We start from the raw sequence: 18031 nt of genomic DNA, 5'->3' as shown, positions 1-18031 counted from the left end.
CTGCGCGGGGGGCGGGGGGTGGGGCGGGTGGGGGGCGGGGGGGGGGGGGTGCCCGTGGGGGGGGCGCGCGCCGGCGGGGGCCGCGCGCCCCCGCTTCGTGTGTGCGGGCGTTCCGCCGCGTCGGGTCAGCCCTGCTGGAACAGCTCGGCCGGCAGCGGCTTGAGGAGAGCGTAGAGGTCGTCCGTGATGGGGCGGTCCCAGGCGGCGATGGTCACCAGGACGTTGTCGCTGCGGTCGAACTGCACGCAGGAGATCCGGCTCTCGGAGAGCTTGACCCGGCGCACGATCAGGAGATTGTCGCCCTGCATCACCGGCACGTCCTCGGTGCCGACGACGGTGACCTCCTCGTCGTTCTCCAGCGCCAGCAGGAGCTGCGCCACCTCGAAGGGGACCTCGCCCTCGGGGACCTCGCGGGCCGGGGAGCCCTCCGGCAGATTGCCGATGATCATGGCGGGCCCACGGCCGCCGAACAGGTCGTAGCGCAGGAAGACGCCCTGGCAGGTGCCGTCGGGCGCGGGCAGCAGTCCCGCACCGAGGTTGCCGGGCCAGTCGCCCGGGTCCATGGCCAGTACGTCGAAGTCGGGCCCGGCGGGCGTGGCGCTGCGGCGGCGGAGGAACGACATGTCGCCATGGTACGTGCCCGGGCCTGCGACGTGTCGGGCGGGCGGCGCCTCGTTCGGGCCGGACCGCCGCCCGGTGCCGGCGGCGGTGGCGGGCGGTCCGGGCGCGGTTGCCGCGGGACGGCTGGCATCACTGCCGGCGGGGGTGGTCCTTGGGGAAGTACCGCTCGCAGCGCGGCGCGTGGCGGGCCCGCGGCCGGTCGCGGCCGGGGCTCGCGAGGAACGCGATCACGGCCGGCGCGAGGGCCGCAGCAGGGTCGGTCCCGGCCCGGGCGGGCCGGTGGCGGACGACCGCGCGGTGTCCTCGGGCCGGTCCGGGACGGGCACGGTGGGGGTGCGGGACGCCGCCTCTTTCAGCAGCCGCACGGCTTCGGCGCGGGCATCGGCCGGGCGGCGTCGGCGGGAATGCGGGGATGGGTGTACCGGGGCGCCCGGCCCGGGCGAAGAGCGCGCGCACGGCGGTACGCAGCTCGCGGAGGGCGGTGAGCTGTGCGGCGTCGGCGGTGACACCGCATCCAGCCCCTTCCTCCTGTGCTCGCCGCGCCGGGCCGTGCGGGGCGGCGCGGTCGGCCTCCGTGAGGATCTCGGGGTGGGTCCGCACCCAGGCGGTCAGGTCCTCCCGGGGGTCGGGTCCTCCCGGGTGGTCAGCTCGTCGGTGACACCTTCGTCGCCGCCGGGCCGGACGGTGAGGGCGAGGTGCGGGGCGAGCCGGGCGTCCCTGCTGATCGGTTCCCGCGCGGCGCCGATGAGAGGCGAGGCCGTGGCCATCACCCCTGGTCAGTCCTCCGGCGGTGCGGGAGGGATCACCGCCACGGGACTCGCGGCGTGCAGCAGCACGGCCTGGGTGACCGAGCCCATCATCCGGGCGGGTGCCAGCAGGTGCCGCCGGTGACGGCCCACGACGACGAGGTCGGCGTCCCGGGAGGCGGCGACGAGGTGCCCGGCCGCGTCCCCCGCCGCCGGGAGGGGCTCGACCTCCACGCCGGGGTGCCGCTCGCGGTGGGGGGCGAGGAAGCCCTCGGCGAGGACCCGGGCCTCGTCCTCGACGACGTCCTGGTCGACGACCGGCGGGGGCATCTCCCCGGGCAGCATCCAGGGCTGCGCGGGCCACGGGTAGGCGGCGACCGCCTGGAGCCGGACCCCGCGCCGGGCGGCCTCGGCGAAGGCGAACTCCAGCGTGGCGTCGTCGGGGCCGTCGACCTTCAGCCCGACGACCACGCGCGGGGCGGGTCCGGCCGGTACCTCGCCGTGGACCTCGCGTCCGGGCGGGGGGACGACGACGACGGGGCACTCGGCGTCGCGGGCGGTGGCCAGACTGGTGGAGCCGAGCAGCAGGCTGGCGAAGCCGCCGCGGCCCCGGGAACCGAGCACCAACAGCTGGGCGCCGGCGCCCAGTTCGGGCAGGACCACGCCGGTCGCGCCCTCCAGGCCGGTGTACTCGGTGTCCGGCAGGCCGGTGCGGTCCGCCAGATGGGCGCGGACCCGGTCGAGGACGGGGTCCTGTCGCGGGTCGGCGGGCCCGGCGGCGAGGACTTCGGGCGGGGCCCAGTGGGCGTACTGGCGCACGTGCGCCACGCGCAGCGGGGCCGAGCGTCTCAGGGCCGCGTCGACGGCCCACTCCAGGGCGCGCAGGCTGTCGTCCGAACCGTCGACCGCCGCGACGACCGGCAGGGTGCTCATGGGTTCCTCACTTCCCGGTGACGACCGTCCCCTCCCCGGTGCCAGCCTGGCCCAGGGGCCGGGCGAGGGAGGCTGCCTCGGGTCGCGTGTCCGGAAAACGCGGGCGGAACACCCCCGGATCGGCCGCGGCCCACGGCCGCCCGGGACGGTTCGCGCCCTGCCGTCAGGTGAGGTCGAACTCCCCTTCCCGCGCTCCCGAGACGAACGCGCCCCACTCGGCGGGCGTGAAGATCAGGGAAGGGCTCTCGGGTCGGGCACTGTTCCGCATGGCGATGAAGCCCTCCACGAAGGCGATCTGCACATCCCCCAGGCCGCGGCTGCTGGACTGCCACTGTGCCTTGCTGAGGTCCAGGTCCGGCTTGTCCCAGCCCATGAGCGGTCGCTGCTGGGTGGTGGTGTCGGCCACGTCCGTGCTCCTCCCGATTGCGTCGTCCGCGGCCAGCCTAGCGATCGCGTCCCACGGCCGACAGAGCACGTGAGCGGGACCTTTCAGGAGTCCGGCGGCCGTGCTCCCACGAGCCACATGGCGAAGATCACGGGCGAGGTGCGGCGGTCGCCGGGCGGCGAGGCGGACTACCGGTGGGCGCGGGAGGTCGCGGCGGCTGCGGACGGGTGATTCACCGGCCCGGCGATTGAACCCCGGGTGACGTACGGACGTACTGGTGGTGGCAGGCTCGGCATTGGGCTCTGTTTGCCATGCCATCGCACGACCGCACGGAAGGACCACCGGGTGTCGCTCTTCACTCGCCCCCACCAGCAGCCGGACAGGACCGAGGGCGGGGCGGAACCGGACGACGACACGGGGGCGCCGGAGTTCCGGCCGGAGAAGAACGCCGACACCGCCGACCGCGACGGAACTCCGGAGGCAGCACCTGACCGTGACGCGGCCCCGACACCGCGCGGGGCCTCTCGCGACGACACCGGGACGTCCGGCCGGGACGACGACAGCGACGCGGCACACGGAAGTGACGACAGCGACGCGGCACACGGAAGTGACGAGACCGACGCGGCACACGGAAGTGACGAGTCCGACGCCGCGGCCCCAGGCGGCGGCACCGACGGGGCGGAGCCGCAGGACGGCCCGGTCCCCGCCGGACCACAGCACGACCCGGCAGTCGCTAGCCCGCAGCACGACCCGGCCGCAGCTGGGCCGCAGGGCACGACCGGCGGCGCCCGCGAGCCGCAGGGCGTTGCGCAGGCGGCCGAGCCGCACGGTGGTCCGCGTGCGGCCGAGCCGCAGAGCCTTCCTGGCACGGCGGAGCCGGACAGCGGTCCGGCCCCGGCCAAGACCCAGGACACGACCGTCACCGCTGCGCCGCTCAGCGCCGCACACCGGGAGGGCGGCCCGCCGCAGCCGGCCGCCGAGAACACCCCGGGCCCCGCGGCGAGCGCGGTCCGGCCCGGCTGGTTCGGGTGGCGGCGGCGTTACCCGCGGGCCGCCCGGGGTGTCTCCGTGGGCACGAGCGTCCTGGCCGGGGCGCTCGTGGTGTTCGCGCTGCTCGTGCCCAACCGGATCGAGCGGATCGAGCTCGCCTCGTTCGTGCGGATCCCGGCCGAAGGAGTGCTGCTCGCGGGACTGCTGCTCGCGCTCCCCGCGCGGCCCCGGCGGATCACGGCGGTCGTGACGGGCGCGTTCCTCGGGCTGATCACGATCCTGAAGTTCGTCGACATGGGCTTCTACCAGGTGCTGGCCCGGCCGTTCGACCTGGTCCTGGACTGGATCCTCATCGAGCACGCCACCGACTTCCTGCGGGAGACCTTCGGCCGGACCGGCCAGGTGCTGGCCGTGATCGGCGTGATCGTCCTGTTCGTCGCCGTGCTCGCGCTCACGACGCTCGCGGTGGTGCGGCTGACGAACCTCATGGTGCGGCACCGGCCCGTCGCCGCCCGTACGACACTGATCCTCGGCACGGCGTGGATCACCTGCATGACCCTGGGCGTGCAGCTCGGCACGGTACCGATCGCCACCAAGGGCAACGCCGAGTTCATCGGCAACCGCGTGGAGCAGGTCCGCGCGGGCCTCAAGGACGCCCGTGTCTTCGAGCGGCAGGCCGCCGTGGACGCCTTCGCGAAGACCCCGCCCGACCGGTTGCTGACCGGACTGCGCGGCAAGGACGTTCTGTTCACCTTCATCGAGAGCTACGGCCGGGTGGCGATCGACGACCCGGCGATGGCGGAACAGACCGACGCGGTGCTCAAGGAGGGCACCGGCAGACTGAAGGCGGCCGGGTTCGAGTCGCGCAGCGGCTGGCTGCGGTCGCCGGTGACGGGCGCGGGCAGCTGGCTGGCCCACTCGACCTTCCTGTCCGGGCTGTGGATCAAGAACCAGCAGCGGTACCGCAGTCTGACCACGAGCGATCGCATGACGCTGACCAAGTACTTCGGCAGGACGGGTGCCTGGCGGACCGTCGGTATCGTGCCGGGCGTGCGGCGGGCCTGGCCCGAAGGCAAGTTCTTCGGCCTGGACCACATCTACGACTCCGAGCACCTCGGCTACCACGGGCCGTACTTCAGCTGGACGCCCGTGCCCGACCAGTTCAGCCTGGAGGCCTTCCAGCGCCTGGAGCACGGCAAGGAGAACCGTGAGCCGATCATGGCGGAGATCATCCTGGCCTCCAGCCACAACCCCTGGTCGCCCCTCGCGCGGATGATCGACTGGGAGGACCTCGGCGACGGCTCGGTGTTCCACCGGATCAAGAAGGAGGGCACCGACCCGGCCGAGGTCTGGAAGGACCCGGAGAAGGTGCGCGCCGAGTACCGCAAGGCCATCGAGTACTCGATCCGCAGCCTCACCGAATGGATGGAGCGCTACGGCGACGAGGACACGGTGCTGGTCTTCCTCGGCGACCACCAGCCGGTGCCGACCGTCACCGCCGGGGACACCGGCAAGGACGTGCCCGTCACGATCGTCGCCCACGACGAGAAGGTCCTGGACCGGGTCGCCGACTGGGGCTGGAGCGACGGCCTCAAGCCGGCCCCGGACGCGCCGAGGTGGGGCATGGACAAGTTCCGCGACCGTTTCATGACGGCGTACGGTCCGCGGGGCTGAGGCGGGCCACCACTGCCACGCGGCGGCCGCTCGGCCGACAGCCGCTGCGGGCGGTGGGCCGGTCAGGCGAAGAAGGCCGCCACGCGACGCGTGAACCACTCCGGGTCGTCGAGCCACGGGTAGTGCCCCGCGCCCGGCTGCACCACGCACTCGGCGTGCGGGAAGACGCCGGCGGTGCGGCGGGCCAGGGCCGGGGCCGGTCCGCCGTCGGCCCCGCCGGCCAGGACGAGCACCGGGGCGGTCAGCCGCGCCAGGGCGCCGCGGGTCGCCTCCGGGTCGTAGGCGCCGTCACCGCCGTAGACGTCGGCCGCCTCGTCGTTGGTCTCGGCCTCATCGCGGTCCGCGTGGGCTCGGGCGGTGTCGTCCCAGCGCCCGTGGAAGAACGGCACGAACACCGGGTCGAAGTCGCCCGAACCGTCCAGCCAGGCCTCGAACGCCGGGAACGCGTCCGCGAACCAGGGCTCCGAGGCCCTGAGCCGGGCCGCCGTGCGCCGGTCGTCGGCCGTCGCGGGCCACCCCAGTGCCCAGGGGGTGGCGGTGACCAGCGCCAGCCGTGCGATCCGCTGCGGGTACCGGGCCGCGTAGAGCAGGGCGAGACTGCCGCCCGCCGAGTGCGCGAGCAGGTCCATCCGCTCCAGGCCGAGATGGAGCCGCAGCGCCTCGACGTCGTCCACGAGCCGGTCACAGCGGTACGTGGCCGGATCCGCGGGCACCTCGGACTCCCCGGTGCCGCGCAGATCGAGCAGCACCAACCGCCGGTGGGCGTCCAGTCCGCCGAGGTTCCCCAGGTAGGCGGAGGCCCGCATGGGGCCGCCGGGCAGCACGATCAGCGGCTCACCCTCGCCGCGCACGTGGAAGGCGAGTCGGGTCCCGTCCGGGGCGTCGAATACCGGCACGCCGTCGATCCTGGCGCCCGGGGCCGGTCCGGCACAAGCGGGATCTCCGGCCGGGTTAGACCGTGCCCTTCCCGAGTTCGTCCCTGAGCCGGCGCTTGAGGATCTTTCCGCTGGCGTTGCGCGGGAGTTCGTCGACGAACATCACGCGCTTCGGCGCCTTGAAGGGCGTGAGCCGCTCGCGGACGTGGTCGATCAGCTCCGCCTCCGTGACGTCCGCGCGGGGGACGACGATCGCCGTCACGGCCTCGATCCAGCGTTCGTCGGGCAGGCCCACGACGGCCGCCTCGGCGACGGCGGGGTGCGTGTACAGGGCGTCCTCGACCTGGCGGGAGGCGATGACGACTCCGCCGGAGTTGATGACGTCCTTCACGCGGTCGACGATCGTGTAGTAGCCGTGCGCGTCGCGCACCGCGAGGTCGCCGGAGCGGAACCAGCCGTCGCGGAAGGCCTCGGCGGTCTCCTCGGGCTTGTCCCAGTAGCCCTCGCACAGTTGCGGGGAACGGTAGACGATCTCGCCCGGGGTGCCGTCGGGAACGTCGTCGCCGTTCTCGTCGACCACCCGGGCGTCGACGAACAGGACGGGCCGGCCGCAGGAGTCCATGCGGCCCTTGTGCTCCTGAGGGCCGAGGACGGTCGCCAGGGGGCCGATCTCGCTCTGGCCGAAGCAGTTGTAGAAGGCGAGCCCCGGCAGACGCCCCGTCAGCCGTTCGAGGACCGGGACCGGCATGATCGACGCCCCGTAGTAGGCCTTGCGCAGGCCGCTCAGATCGCGGGTGGCGAAGTCGGGGCGGTGGGACAGGGCGATCCACACGGTCGGCGGGGCGAACAGGCTGTCGACGCGGCCCGCTTCGACGAGGTCGAGGAGCCGGTCGCCGTCGGGTGCGTCGAGGATGATGTTCGTCGCGCCGACGGCGAGGTAGGGCAGCAGGAAGACGTGCATCTGCGCCGAGTGGTACAGCGGCAGCGCGTGCGCGGGACGGTCGCCTGCGCTCAGGTCGAGGGCGGTGATCGCGCTCAGGTACTCGTGCACCAGGGCCCGGTGCGTCATCATCGCGCCCTTGGGCAGAGCGGTCGTCCCGGACGTGTACAGCAGTTGCACGAGGTCCTCGGTGCGCGGCTCGGGCCCGTCGTACACCGGCGCCCGGTCCAGCCGCGCGAGCAGCGAGTCGCCGGCGTCGCGCAGGGGCAGCGTCGGCACTCCGCCGGGGAGGCGGCCGGCCAGGTCCGGGTCGGCGAGGACCAGGGAGCTGCCCGACTGGCCGAGGACATAGGCGAGGTCGTCGCCGGTGAGGTTCTGGTTGACGGGGACGTGGACCAGGCCCGCGCGGGCGCAGGCCAGGAAGGCGATCAGGTAGGCGTCGGAGTTGTGGCCGTAGGCGCCGACCCGGTCACCCGGCGCGAGCCCCTGGCCGAGGAGGACGCTCGCCGCGCGGGAGACGGCGAAGTCGAGTTCGTCGTACGTCCAGGTGCGGTCGCCGTACTCGACCGCGACGCGCGCCGGGGTGCGCCGGGCGCTGCGCCGCAGGACTCCGTCGACCGTGCTGCCGTGTCCGGGCCTCGTCATGACACATGATCCTCGGGTCACCGCCGGGGGAGGTCAAGGACCCCACCGCGGCCCGTGGTCGGCTCGATCGGCACCGTCGGCGCCGGCGGGCTCAACCTCACCACGGTCCTCAGGCGTCCGCTGTCATGGAACCGACAGCCGGGGGCACGCACGCGGACGCCCGGCCGGACCTTTCCCCGACGGAGCCGGGAGGCACGATGCGCACCCGCTGGAGACGACTCGTTCTCGGGGCCACGGCCCTGTTCACGGCCGCGTCCGCGTTACCCGCGGCAGCCGCCCAGGACCGGGAGCGAGCGGAGCAACATCCGTCCCACGGCGGCCTGTCCGCCGTCATCCGCTACACCGAGTACGGCATCCCGCACATCCTGGCGAGGAACTACGCCGGTCTGGGCTTCGGCACCGGCTGGGCGCAGGCCGCCGACGAGGTCTGCACGCTGGCCGACGGGTTCGTGACCCTGCGGGGCGAGCGGTCCCGGTACTTCGGCGCCGACGCGCCCGCCGGCGGCGACCTCTCGGCGGCCCGTACCAACCTCGCCAGCGACCTGTACTTCCGCGGTGTGCGGGAGTCCGGCACCGTGGAACGCCTCCTGGAGAAGCCGGCGCCGGTGGGTCCGAGCCGTGAGGTCCGGGACCTGATGCGCGGCTGGGCGGCCGGGTACAACGCCTGGCTGAGGCAGCGGAGGATCACGGACCCCGCCTGCGCGGACGCCTCCTGGGTCCGGCCGGTCACCGAAGCCGACGTGGCCGCGCGCGGGCTCGCCATCGCCTCCGTGTCCGGCGCGGGCCGTTTCGCGGACACGATCACGGCGGCGCGGCCGCCGTCCGGACCGGCCCCGGCCACCCCGTCCGCGCGGGCCGCCGGCGTGCCCGACGCGAGGGCCGTGGCACGGGCGGCCGGGGAACTGTGGGGCGACCCGGGCATGGGCTCCAACGCGGTCGCCTTCCGCGGCGACACCACGGCGAACGGCCGCGGGCTGCTGCTGGGCAACCCGCACTACCCGTGGCAGGGCGGGCGGCGGTTCTGGCAGTCGCAGCAGTCGATCCCCGGTGAGCTGAACGTCTCCGGCGGCACCCTGCTCGGCCTTCCGGTGGTCTCCATCGGGTTCAACGCACAGGTGGCGTGGAGCCACACCGTCTCGACCGGCGTTCCGGCCAACCTCCACCGGTTGACGCTGGATCCGGCCGACCCCACGGCCTATCTCGTGGACGGCAGGCCGGAGCGGATGAGGAAGCGGACCGTGACGGTCGCCGTGCGGGACGGCGCGCCGGTGACCCGCACCCAGTGGTGGACACGCTACGGCCCCGTCGTCACCTCCCTCAGCGCCCAGGTGCCGCTGCCGTGGACGGCCACGACGGCGTACGCCCTGCACGACCCGAACGCCGGGAACCTGCGCTTCGCCGACACCTCCCTCGGCTTCGGCAAGGCCCGGTCCACGGCCGGCGTCCTCGCCGCCCTCGCCCGGCATCAGGGTCTGCCCTGGGTGAACACGATCGCCGCCGACCGGGCGGGCCACTCCCTCTACACCCAGTCGCAGGTGCTGCCCCGCATCACCGACGAGTTGGCCGAGCGCTGCTCGACCGAGCTCGGCAGGAGCACGTACCCGGCGTCCGGCGTCGCGATCCTCGACGGCTCACGCGGCGACTGCGCCCTCGGCAGTGATCCGGACGCCGTCGTGCCGGGCATCTTCGGGCCGGGGAGGATGCCGACCCTGGAGGACGCGCCGTACGTGGCGAACATGAACGGCACGCCGTGGATGACCAACGCCGACCGGCCGCTCACCGGCTACGAGCGGATCTTCGGCACGGTGGGCACGCAACTCGGGCTGCGCACCCGCGGAGGCATCGAGGACGTCGAGGCGATGGCGGACCGGGGCGGCCTGACCGTACGCGACCTGCAGCGGCAGCAGTTCGCCAACCGGGTGCCCGCGGGCGACCTCGCCGCGGCGGACGTCGCCCGGGCCTGTGCCGCGCTGCCCGGTGGCTCGGCCGTCGGCAGCGACGGCACGGCCGTCGACGTCTCCCGGGCGTGCGGGGTGCTGGAGGCGTGGGACCGCACGATGGGCACCGGGAGCCGGGGGGCGCTGCTCTTCGACCGGCTCTGGCGCAGGCTCGAACCGGCGGTGCCGGCCGAGCGGTTGTGGAAGGTGCCCTTCTCGGCGGCGGACCCCGTGCGCACGCCACGCGCGCTGAACTCGGACGCCCCCGGGGTCGCCACCGCCCTCGCGGACGCGGTGGCGGAGCTGCGGGCCGCGGGCATCGCGCTCGACGCGCCGCTCGGCGCGCACCAGTTCGTCGTACGCGACGGCAAGCGTCTGCCGATGCCGGGCGGTGCGGGGCGGCTCGGCGTGTGGAACGTGATCGAGCCGACGTGGAACGCCGCCGCGGGCGGCTACGCGGAGGTGCCGTTCGGGACCAGCCATCTGCAGGCCGTGGGCTGGGACGGCGGCGGCTGCCCGGTCGCGCGCACGCTGCTGACGTACTCCCAGTCGTCGAACCCCGCGTCGCCGCACTCCGCGGACCAGACCCGGCTGTTCTCGGGTGAGAAGTGGGTGACGTCGCGCTTCTGCGAGAAGGACATCCTGTCCTCGCCGCAGCTGAAGGTGGTTCAGGTGCGCGAGCGCCGCTGATCGGCGTGCGAGGGGTGCCGCTCCCGGTGGGGCGGCGCCCCGTCTCGCGCGCGGGCGGTGCCGCCGCGTCCCCTCACACGGGCCGGGTCCGCCCGGATCGACTCGCGCGGCGGGCTTGCCCGGCCCTCGGCCGGTTCGCGGAGGTGTGCGGCGGACATACTCCCGGGGGACGCGCGAGATGGCTGAGGCGAAGGGGTGCGCGGTGACCGACAGACCGGCGAACGGCGAACTGACCCGGCGTCAACTCGGCCGGGCGGGACTGGCCCTGGGCGGCGCGCTCGCCCTCGCACCGCTGCCGGCCGGACCGGCCGGAGCCACCCCGGCGGCCGGAGGCCCGCGGCCCACCCTGCGGCACGGCTCCGCCGCCCGCGCCGGGCTGCTCGCCTCCCACCTGCGCCGCCTCGTCACCGACGCCGAGGCGTTCCTCGGCCCCTCCCCCACGCACCCCTGGTACGCGGGCGCCGTCCTCCTCGCCGGACGCGGCGGCACCGTCGCGCTGCACCGGCCCATCGGCACGGCGGTGCGCTACCGGGCCTACGACGAGAAGACCGGCACCGGTGTGGAGTTCCCGCCGGACCGGCAGATCCCGATGGCCGCGGACACCGTCTTCGACCTGGCGTCGGTGTCCAAGCTGTTCACGTCGATCCTCGCCGTGCAGCAGATCGAGCGGGGCGCGCTGGACCTGGAGGCTACGGTCGCCTCGTACCTGCCGGACTTCGGGCGGGCCGGCAAGCAGGACATCACGATCCGTCAGCTGCTCACGCACACCTCGGGGTTCCGGGCCTGGATCCCGCTGTACAGCGCGCCCACGTACGAGGAGAAGCTCCGGCGCATCTGGGACGAACAGCCGGTCAGCGCGCCCGGCACGGCCTATCTGTACTCGGACCTCAATCTCATCTCGCTGCAGCTCGTCCTGGAGCGGATCACGGGCCGCGCCCTGGACACGCTGCTGCGGGAGGAGATCACCGCGCCGCTCGGCCTGCGCCGCACCCGCTACAACCCGCCCGCCTCCTGGCGACCCAAGATCGCGGCGACGGAGGACGCGCGCCCGCCGTGGTCCGGCCTGGACCGGGGCCTGGTGTGGGGTGAGGTGCACGACGAGAACGCCTTCTCCCTGGGCGGGGTCGCGGGCCACGCCGGCGTCTTCTCCGACGCGTGGGACCTCGCGGTCCTCGGCCGCACGCTGCTCAACGGCGGTGTCTACGGAGAGGCGCGCATCCTGGCGCCGGAGTCGGTGCAGCTGATGTTCACCGACTTCAACACCGCCTTCCCCGGGGACGAGCACGGCCTCGGCTTCGAGCTCTACCAGCACTGGTACATGGGCGCGATGGCCACGCCGCGCAGCGCCGGGCACACCGGCTTCACGGGCACCTCGCTGGTGCTCGACCCGACGACCGACTCGTTCCTCGTCGTGCTCGGCAACTCCGTGCACCCGGTGCGCAGCTGGCGCTCCGGCTCCGCGCCCCGGGTGGCCGCCGCGAACCACCTGGCACGGGCCGTACCGGTCCGTCCCGCGCGCGGCCGCACGGCCTGGTTCTCCGGCATGACGGTCGCCGCGGCGGCGACACTCACCCTCCCCGCGCTCGACACCTCCTCGGGCGGGGCGCGGCTGAGCTGCGCGCTGTGGTGGGACACCGAGCCGAAGGCCGACGTCCTGGTCCTGGAGGCCACCACCGACGGCGGCACGACATGGCGGCCGGTGCCCTGCACGACCTCGCGCCGCGGTGAGGACCCGGTGCCGCGTCCGTCCGGCTCGGTCACCGGCTGGTCCGGCCGCGTCTGGCACCGGCTCACCGCCGGCCTCCCCGCCGCCCGCTCGCTCACCCTGCGCTGGCGGTACACGACGGACCGGCTGTACGTGGGCCGCGGCTGCTACGTGGACGGGCTGCGCGTGGCAGCGGCCGACGGCGTCCTGTTCGACGAGGCACGCCCGGCGGACGCGTCACGGATCGAAGCGGTGGGATGGGCGCCGTCGGCCGACTGAACCGGGATCGGCGTGCGATTCAGCCGGTCGCGCTCTCCAGTACCGCCATGGCCGCGTTGTGCCCCGGCACCCCGCTCACCCCGCCCCCGCGGACCGCGCCCGCCCCGCACAGCAGCACGTTCGGGTGCCGGGTCTCCACACCCCAGCGGCCGGTGCCGTCCTGGGCGTACGGCCAGCTCAGCTCCCGGTGGAAGATGTTGCCGCCGGGCAGGCCCAGGTCGCGTTCCAGGTCGAGCGGGGTCTTCGCCTCGATGCAGGGGCGGCCGTCCGCGTCGGTGGCCAGGCAGTCGGCGAGGGGTTCGGCCAGGTGGGCGTCGAGCTGGGCGAGCGTCGACTTCAGCAGGTCCTCGCGTACGGCGTCGTTGTCCCGCGCGAACAGGCGGGCGGGGGTGTGCAGGCCGAACAGGGTGAGCGTCTGGTAGCCCTGCTCGGCCAGGCCGGGGCCGAGGATCGTCGGGTCGGTGAGGGAGTGGCAGTAGATCTCGGAGGGCGGCGCGGCGGGCGGCTGGCCGGCGGCGGCCTGGGCGTGGGCGGTGGCCAACTGCTCGTAGCCCTCGGCGATGTGGAAGGTCCCGGCGAAGGCCTCGCGCGGGTCGACGGAGCCGTCGCGGAGCCGGGGCAGCCTCGTGAGCAGCATGTTGATCTTGAGCTGGGCGCCCTCGGCGGGGGCGGGCGGCGGGTCGCCGGTCAGGTCGGCGAGGGCCTGTGGTGAGGCGTTCACCAGGACGTGCCGGGCGGCGACGGTGCCCTCGCCGTCGGCGGTGCGGTAGGTGACCTCGGCGGTGCGGCCGTCCGTGGCGACGCGCAGGGCCTCGTGGCCGGTGGCGAGGACGGCACCGGCGGCGCGGGCCGCGTCGGCGAGCGCGTCGGTGAGGGCACCCATGCCGCCGACGGGCACGTCCCAGTCGCCGGTGCCGCCGCCGATCACGTGGTAGAGGAAGCAGCGGTTCTGCTTCAGGGACGGGTCGTGGGCGTCGGCGAAGGTGCCGATGAGCGCGTCCGTGAGGACCACGCCGCGTACCAGGTCGTCGTCGAAGTGTTCCTCGACGGCGACTCCGATCGGCTCCTCGAACAGCGTCCGCCAGGCTTTGTCGTCGTCCAGGCGGTCGCGCAGGTCCTCGCGCGTGGGCAGCGGTTCGGTGAGGGTCGGGAAGATCCGCTGCGCCGCGCGGCCGGTCATGCCGTAGAACTCCTGCCAGGCCCGGTACTCGCTCTCGGAGCCGGTGAGCCGGGCGAAGGCCTCCCTGGTCCGCCGTTCGCCGCCGCCGACGAGGAGGCCGGTGGGGCGGCCGTCGCGTTCGGCGGGGGTGTAGGAGGAGACGGTGCGGGTGCGCACCCGGAAGTCCAGGCCGAGGTCCCGGACGATCTTCTTGGGCAGCAGGCTGACCAGGTACGAGTAGCGCGACAGCCGGGCGTCGACGCCGGGGAAGGGCCGGGTGGACACCGCCGCGCCGCCGGTGTGGTCCAGCCGCTCCAGCACCAGCACGGAGCGGCCGGCCCGGGCCAGGTAGGCGGCGGCGACCAGGCCGTTGTGGCCACCGCCGACGATGACGGCGTCGTACGTGCGGTGTGCGCGAGATCCCAGGGGTGCGGTCATGGTTCTTCGTAACACGGGGTGATCCGGGTCGGCCAGAGATGCCGCGGGGCCCCCGGCGGACGGGGCTGGGCGTTCGGCCTGGGCACGGTACGCCCCGCGGGGAGGCGGCCCGGCCGCTGGAGCCCGGCGCGACCGCCGAGGACGCGGCGCGGTCACCGGGACGCGGCGCGGTCACCGGGGCGCAGCGCGACCGCCGGGACGCGGCACGACCGCCGGGACGCGGCGCGACCGCCGGGACGGGGCACGACCGCCGGGACGCGGTGCGACCGCCGGGACGCGGCACGACCTCCGAGGGCGCAGCGCGACCGCCGGGACGCAGCGCGACCGCCGGACGCGGCGGGCCCTTCCCGTCAGGTCGGGCCTCCCCCCTGCGGCGCGCCTGTCCGGCGGGCACCACAACACCCTCAGTGCCCGAGGTGCCGGCGTCCCGGTGCCGGAGGGCTCAGCGGTCGCCGGAGGCGCGTGGCGTGCCGGGCGGGCGCTGGTCGCGCAGGGTCGCCACCCGGCGGTACAGCTCCGCGGCCTGTGTGGTGTGGCCCAGTTGCTGCAGGCAGTGCGCCTCGTCGTTGCGGCTGGCGAGGGTGTCGGGGTGGTCGACGCCGAGGACGCGCTCGCGGGCCGCGGCCACCCGGCGGTACTCGGTGAGCGCGTCGGCCCAGCGGCCCAGCCAGCCCAGGCCCACGGCGACCTCGCGGCGGCTGACCAGGGTGTCCGGGTGGTCGGGGCCGAGCACCCGTTCGCGGACGGCGCTCACCTCACGGGACTCGGCGAGGGCCTCCGCCCAGCGTCCGAGCCGTCCCAGGTTGACGCACAGCCCGTGCCGGGCGCGCAGGGTCTCCGGGTGGGTGGGGCCCTGGACCCGCCGCCGGTCCTCGGCCAGGGCGGCGTAGAGGTCGAGGGCCTCCGCGCTGCGGCCGAGGCGGCCCAGGCTGATGCCGATCTCGTGGCGCGCGGCGAGCGTGTCGGGGTGGTCGGGGCCGAGAGCCCCGGCACGGGCCTCGGCGACCTCCCGGTACGTCTGGAGCGCCTCGGCCCAGCGGCCCAACTGCCCCAGCGCGTACGCCACTTCGTAGCGGGTGACCAGGGTGTCGGGATGGTCCGGGCCGAGCACCCGGGCGCGGGCGCCGGCCACCTCGCGGGCCATGCGGCAGGAATCCTCCAGGCGGCCGAGGCGGCTGAGGTTGAAGGCGAGATTGTGCCGGCAGCGCAGGGTGTCGGGATGGTCGGGGCCCATCGTGCGCTCCCGCGCGGTGAGGACCGAGGTGTAGACGCGGTGCGCGTCGAACGGGCGGCCGAGCTGGCCGAGCACGTAGGCCATCTCCTGGCGCGCGGCCAGGGTGTCGGGGTGGTCGGCGCCGAGGGTGCGGATCCTGGCCTCGGTGACGTGCTTGTACTCGCGCAGGGCGTCCGGGGCGCGGCCGGTGCGGCTGAGGGTGAAGGCGACCTCGTAGCGGCTGGCGAGGGTGTCGGGGTGGTCGGGGCCGAGCAGGTGCTCGCGCTCGGCGGCGACCGCCCGGTGCACCTCCCCCGCCTCCGTCCAGCGGCCGAGCCGGCCGAGGCTGAGGCCCGCGTTGTGCCGGCCGGCCAGGGCGGTGAGGACCTCGGGGGGCGGGGTGGGCCGCTCCTCGGGAACGGGTTCCTCGACGGGCCCGGTGGCGGGCCGTGCGATCCACTCCCCGGACAGTCCGGCCGCCGGGTCCGGCGGCGCCGTGCGCAGCCCGGTGCCCGCCGCCTTGCGGCCGGTGGTCATGCCCCGCGTCCAGGAGGGCAGCCGGCCCACGCCGGCCAGCGCGTCGGGGGCGGGCCGGGGTGCCACGACGGCCGGCACGTAGACCGGCGCGGCCCGGTGGGCGCTGATTCTCCGCGCCAGCTCGCGGGCGTCGCCGGGCCGGTCGGCCGGTTCCTTGGCGAGCAGGTCGAGGATGACCCGCTCCAGGTACCCGGGCAGTTCGGGGCGGTGCTCGCGCGGCGGCCGGGGCGGGGTGTCGCGGTGTCCGATCAGGATCGCCCAGGCGTCGTCGAGGTCGAACGGCGGTACGCCGGTGGCGATCTCGTACAGGACGCAGCCGAAGGAGTACAGGTCGCTGCGCTGGTCGACCTCGGTGCCGCTGATCTGCTCCGGGGACATGTAGTGCGGGGTGCCCATGGCGATGCCGGTGCCGGTCAGCCGCGAGGTGAAGCCGATGTCGTGGCCGAGGCGGGCGATGCCGAAGTCGCAGATCTTCACCGTGCCGTCGCCGAGCCGCACGATGTTGGCGGGCTTCAGGTCGCGGTGGACGATGGCCTGTTCGTGGCAGTAGGCGAGCGCGGCGGCGACCTGCTCGGCGATCTCCACGACGTCGGCGACCGGCAGCAGGTGCTGTTTGTTGTCCTCCAGCAGCTGGCTGAGGTTGCGGCCGTCCAGCAGCTCCATGACGAGGTAGAGGACGCCGTCGGACTCGCCGAAGTCGTGCACGACGGTGATGCCCCGGTGCTGCAGGGCGGCGGCGACCCGGGCCTCGCGGCGGAACCGCTCCCGCAGGACGCGGGTGAAGGCGTGGTCGTGGTTCGGGCCCAGCGGTTTGAGGCACTTGACGGCGACGTGCCGGCCCAGGGACTCGTCCCGCGCCCGCCACACCTCGCCCATGCCGCCGCGCCCGATCAGATCGAGCAGCCGGTAACGGCCATGGATGAGCCTGCTGTCCCCCATCTCGCGCGACGCTCCCCCCGGTAGCTGTTCGCCCGCCCCGCCCCTGGCCCACCCAGTATGGCGGGCCGTCCCCCGAGTTTGTACGGGGCCGGACCCGCGCCCGGGCCGAGCCGTGCCGTCCCGCGCCGGACGTGCCCGGGAGGCAGGTGCCACCGCACACGTGCGGGAACGCGGCGCAGCAGGAGGCCCGTGAGGCGCGGTCGCCGGGTGACGGTGGCGGGTTCGGGGGCCGCTGTGCCGTACAGCTGGTGGGCGTACGGCGGCAGACAGGCGTACGCCAGATGTGCCACGCGCCGCGACAACACTTCGCGCGCCGGTATGAGGCGCGGGTGCGTCGGGGGCGGAGCAGGAAGTCGTCCACCTCGCGTGCCTCGGGCCCGGCGGCACTCCGTCGGCTCGTGAGGCTGCGTCGTCGACTACACGCGGTGCACTGCGCAGCCGCTGCCCCTCGGGCGGTCAGTTCAGCGTCGCGAGGAAGTCCGTGCAGGCCCGCGCGCAGGCGCGGCAGGCCGCCGCCGAGTCCTCCGCCCCCGGTTGCCGGTCGAAGACGTGGGCCGCCTCCAGGCAGACGGTCCGGCACCACTCCACCTGGACACGGATGATGTTCTCGTCCACCTGGTTCTGCTCGGACAGCACACGGCAGGTCGCGTCGCAGACCTCCGCGCACATGATGCCCTTGCGCCGTACGAGTTCCTGGTTCTCGGTGCCGTCGGGATCCACGAGGCTCGCGCGCAACGCGCACGCCCGGGCGCACTCGGTGCACGCCTGGGCACAGGCGAAACGGTCCTCCAGGAACCGGAACAGCTCCTGCTGGGATGTCGTCGAAGTCACACCGCGCGGGTAGCCCCGGGCGCCGCCGGTCAAACCCTGGTCACCGACCTCGGTTCATGACGAGGTCCATGGGTACTCGCGTGCCATGAATACCGCATGGATGGAGCTGGCCGCGGGCCGAGGCGCCCTCGGCATCGGGCTGGGTGTGGCAGGCGTGGTGGTCGTGGCCCTGCTGCTGGGGGCCTTCGTCCTCGGCTTCCGCAACAAGCGCAAGGAACTGCCCACGCCGCGACCGGACGAACAGCCGCAGATGCCCCCCGGCGGCCCGGTCCGCGAGACGCGCGAACACCGGGAACCGGACGAGATGCCGAGAAGCGACGAGCGTCTGACGCCGCACGAGCTGAAGACCAACGGCCGTCAGAGCGACCGGACGAGCGCCTCGCAGGAGCGCCCGCGCTGGAACGAGGGCAGCAGCGGCGGGTTCGGCAGCGGCGGACCGGGCGCCCGCTGACCCACCGCACCCCCTCACCCCACCCCGGTCGAACATGACGTCG

At 74.6% G+C, this 18031-nt stretch carries 13 protein-coding genes and 1 pseudogene; 4 read left to right on the top strand and 10 right to left on the bottom strand.

The window, feature by feature from the left end:
• Window positions 1-125: 125 nt before the first annotated feature.
• The 4 genes from ABTZ58_RS25430 to ABTZ58_RS25415 all read right to left on the bottom strand — a co-directional run bounded on the left by ABTZ58_RS25430 (window position 126) and on the right by ABTZ58_RS25415 (window position 2706).
• Entirely contained in the window at window positions 126-623 is a 498-nt protein-coding gene (locus ABTZ58_RS25430; protein ID WP_033309560.1) for a hypothetical protein, read from the bottom strand.
• A gap of 606 nt (window positions 624-1229) precedes the next feature.
• Window positions 1230-1388: a hypothetical protein gene (locus ABTZ58_RS25425; protein WP_351360961.1), complete on the bottom strand. Its 159-nt coding sequence runs from the start codon at window positions 1386-1388 to the stop codon at window positions 1230-1232.
• Window positions 1389-1397: 9 nt separating this feature from the next.
• Window positions 1398-2300, bottom strand: a complete 903-nt coding sequence (locus ABTZ58_RS25420) for a universal stress protein (RefSeq protein WP_351360958.1) — start codon at window positions 2298-2300, stop codon at window positions 1398-1400.
• A gap of 163 nt (window positions 2301-2463) precedes the next feature.
• On the bottom strand, window positions 2464-2706 hold the full coding sequence (locus ABTZ58_RS25415; RefSeq protein ID WP_351360955.1) for a DUF397 domain-containing protein: 243 nt from the start codon (window positions 2704-2706) through the stop codon (window positions 2464-2466).
• A 324-nt stretch (window positions 2707-3030) separates the two neighbouring features.
• Here ABTZ58_RS25415 and ABTZ58_RS25410 point away from each other — a divergent pair, with 324 nt between their 5' ends.
• Window positions 3031-5349 (top strand): sulfatase, encoded by a 2319-nt coding sequence (locus ABTZ58_RS25410; RefSeq protein ID WP_351360952.1) that lies wholly within the window; start codon window positions 3031-3033, stop codon window positions 5347-5349.
• 62 nt (window positions 5350-5411) lie between these two features.
• Here the strand turns inward: ABTZ58_RS25410 and ABTZ58_RS25405 are convergent, their stop codons facing one another.
• Complete coding sequence (locus ABTZ58_RS25405) at window positions 5412-6245, bottom strand: alpha/beta fold hydrolase (RefSeq protein WP_351360949.1); 834 nt, start codon at window positions 6243-6245, stop codon at window positions 5412-5414.
• Window positions 6246-6300: 55 nt separating this feature from the next.
• Window positions 6301-7809 carry an acyl-CoA synthetase gene (locus ABTZ58_RS25400; protein WP_351360946.1) on the bottom strand — a complete coding sequence of 503 codons (1509 nt, stop codon included), beginning with the start codon at window positions 7807-7809 and terminating at the stop codon, window positions 6301-6303.
• 197 nt (window positions 7810-8006) lie between these two features.
• Here ABTZ58_RS25400 and ABTZ58_RS25395 point away from each other — a divergent pair, with 197 nt between their 5' ends.
• Together ABTZ58_RS25395 and ABTZ58_RS25390 are read left to right on the top strand one after the other, a co-directional pair.
• Window positions 8007-10436 carry a penicillin acylase family protein gene (locus tag ABTZ58_RS25395; RefSeq protein ID WP_351360943.1) on the top strand — a complete coding sequence of 810 codons (2430 nt, stop codon included), beginning with the start codon at window positions 8007-8009 and terminating at the stop codon, window positions 10434-10436.
• 178 nt (window positions 10437-10614) lie between these two features.
• Window positions 10615-12420, top strand: a complete 1806-nt coding sequence (locus tag ABTZ58_RS25390) for a serine hydrolase domain-containing protein (protein WP_502996122.1) — start codon at window positions 10615-10617, stop codon at window positions 12418-12420.
• A 19-nt stretch (window positions 12421-12439) separates the two neighbouring features.
• On the opposite strand, the gene ABTZ58_RS25385 is transcribed toward ABTZ58_RS25390, so the two are convergent.
• The 4 genes and pseudogenes from ABTZ58_RS25385 to ABTZ58_RS25370 form a co-directional block, all read right to left on the bottom strand.
• Window positions 12440-14017, bottom strand: coding sequence for a phytoene desaturase family protein (locus tag ABTZ58_RS25385; RefSeq protein ID WP_351360937.1), 1578 nt, complete (start codon window positions 14015-14017; stop codon window positions 12440-12442).
• 442 nt (window positions 14018-14459) lie between these two features.
• The gene (locus ABTZ58_RS25380; protein ID WP_351360934.1) at window positions 14460-16706 is read right to left on the bottom strand and encodes a serine/threonine-protein kinase; all 2247 of its coding nucleotides are present in this window, start codon (window positions 16704-16706) and stop codon (window positions 14460-14462) included.
• Window positions 16658-17091: pseudogene (locus ABTZ58_RS25375) on the bottom strand (oxygenase MpaB family protein); the annotation flags it as partial. The gene ABTZ58_RS25380 and the pseudogene ABTZ58_RS25375, both read right to left, overlap by 49 nt.
• Before the next feature lie 71 nt (window positions 17092-17162).
• Entirely contained in the window at window positions 17163-17537 is a 375-nt protein-coding gene (locus ABTZ58_RS25370; RefSeq protein ID WP_351360931.1) for a four-helix bundle copper-binding protein, read from the bottom strand.
• Between the two features lie 85 nt (window positions 17538-17622).
• Between ABTZ58_RS25370 and ABTZ58_RS25365 the strand changes: the two genes are divergently transcribed.
• Window positions 17623-17988, top strand: coding sequence for a DUF6479 family protein (locus ABTZ58_RS25365; RefSeq protein ID WP_351360929.1), 366 nt, complete (start codon window positions 17623-17625; stop codon window positions 17986-17988).
• Window positions 17989-18031: the final 43 nt, after the last annotated feature.

Origin of the sequence: Streptomyces sp. NPDC094143, assembly GCF_040303825.1 — a bacterium.
GTDB lineage: Bacteria > Actinomycetota > Actinomycetes > Streptomycetales > Streptomycetaceae > Streptomyces.
This window is presented reverse-complemented; position numbering and strand designations above follow the sequence as displayed.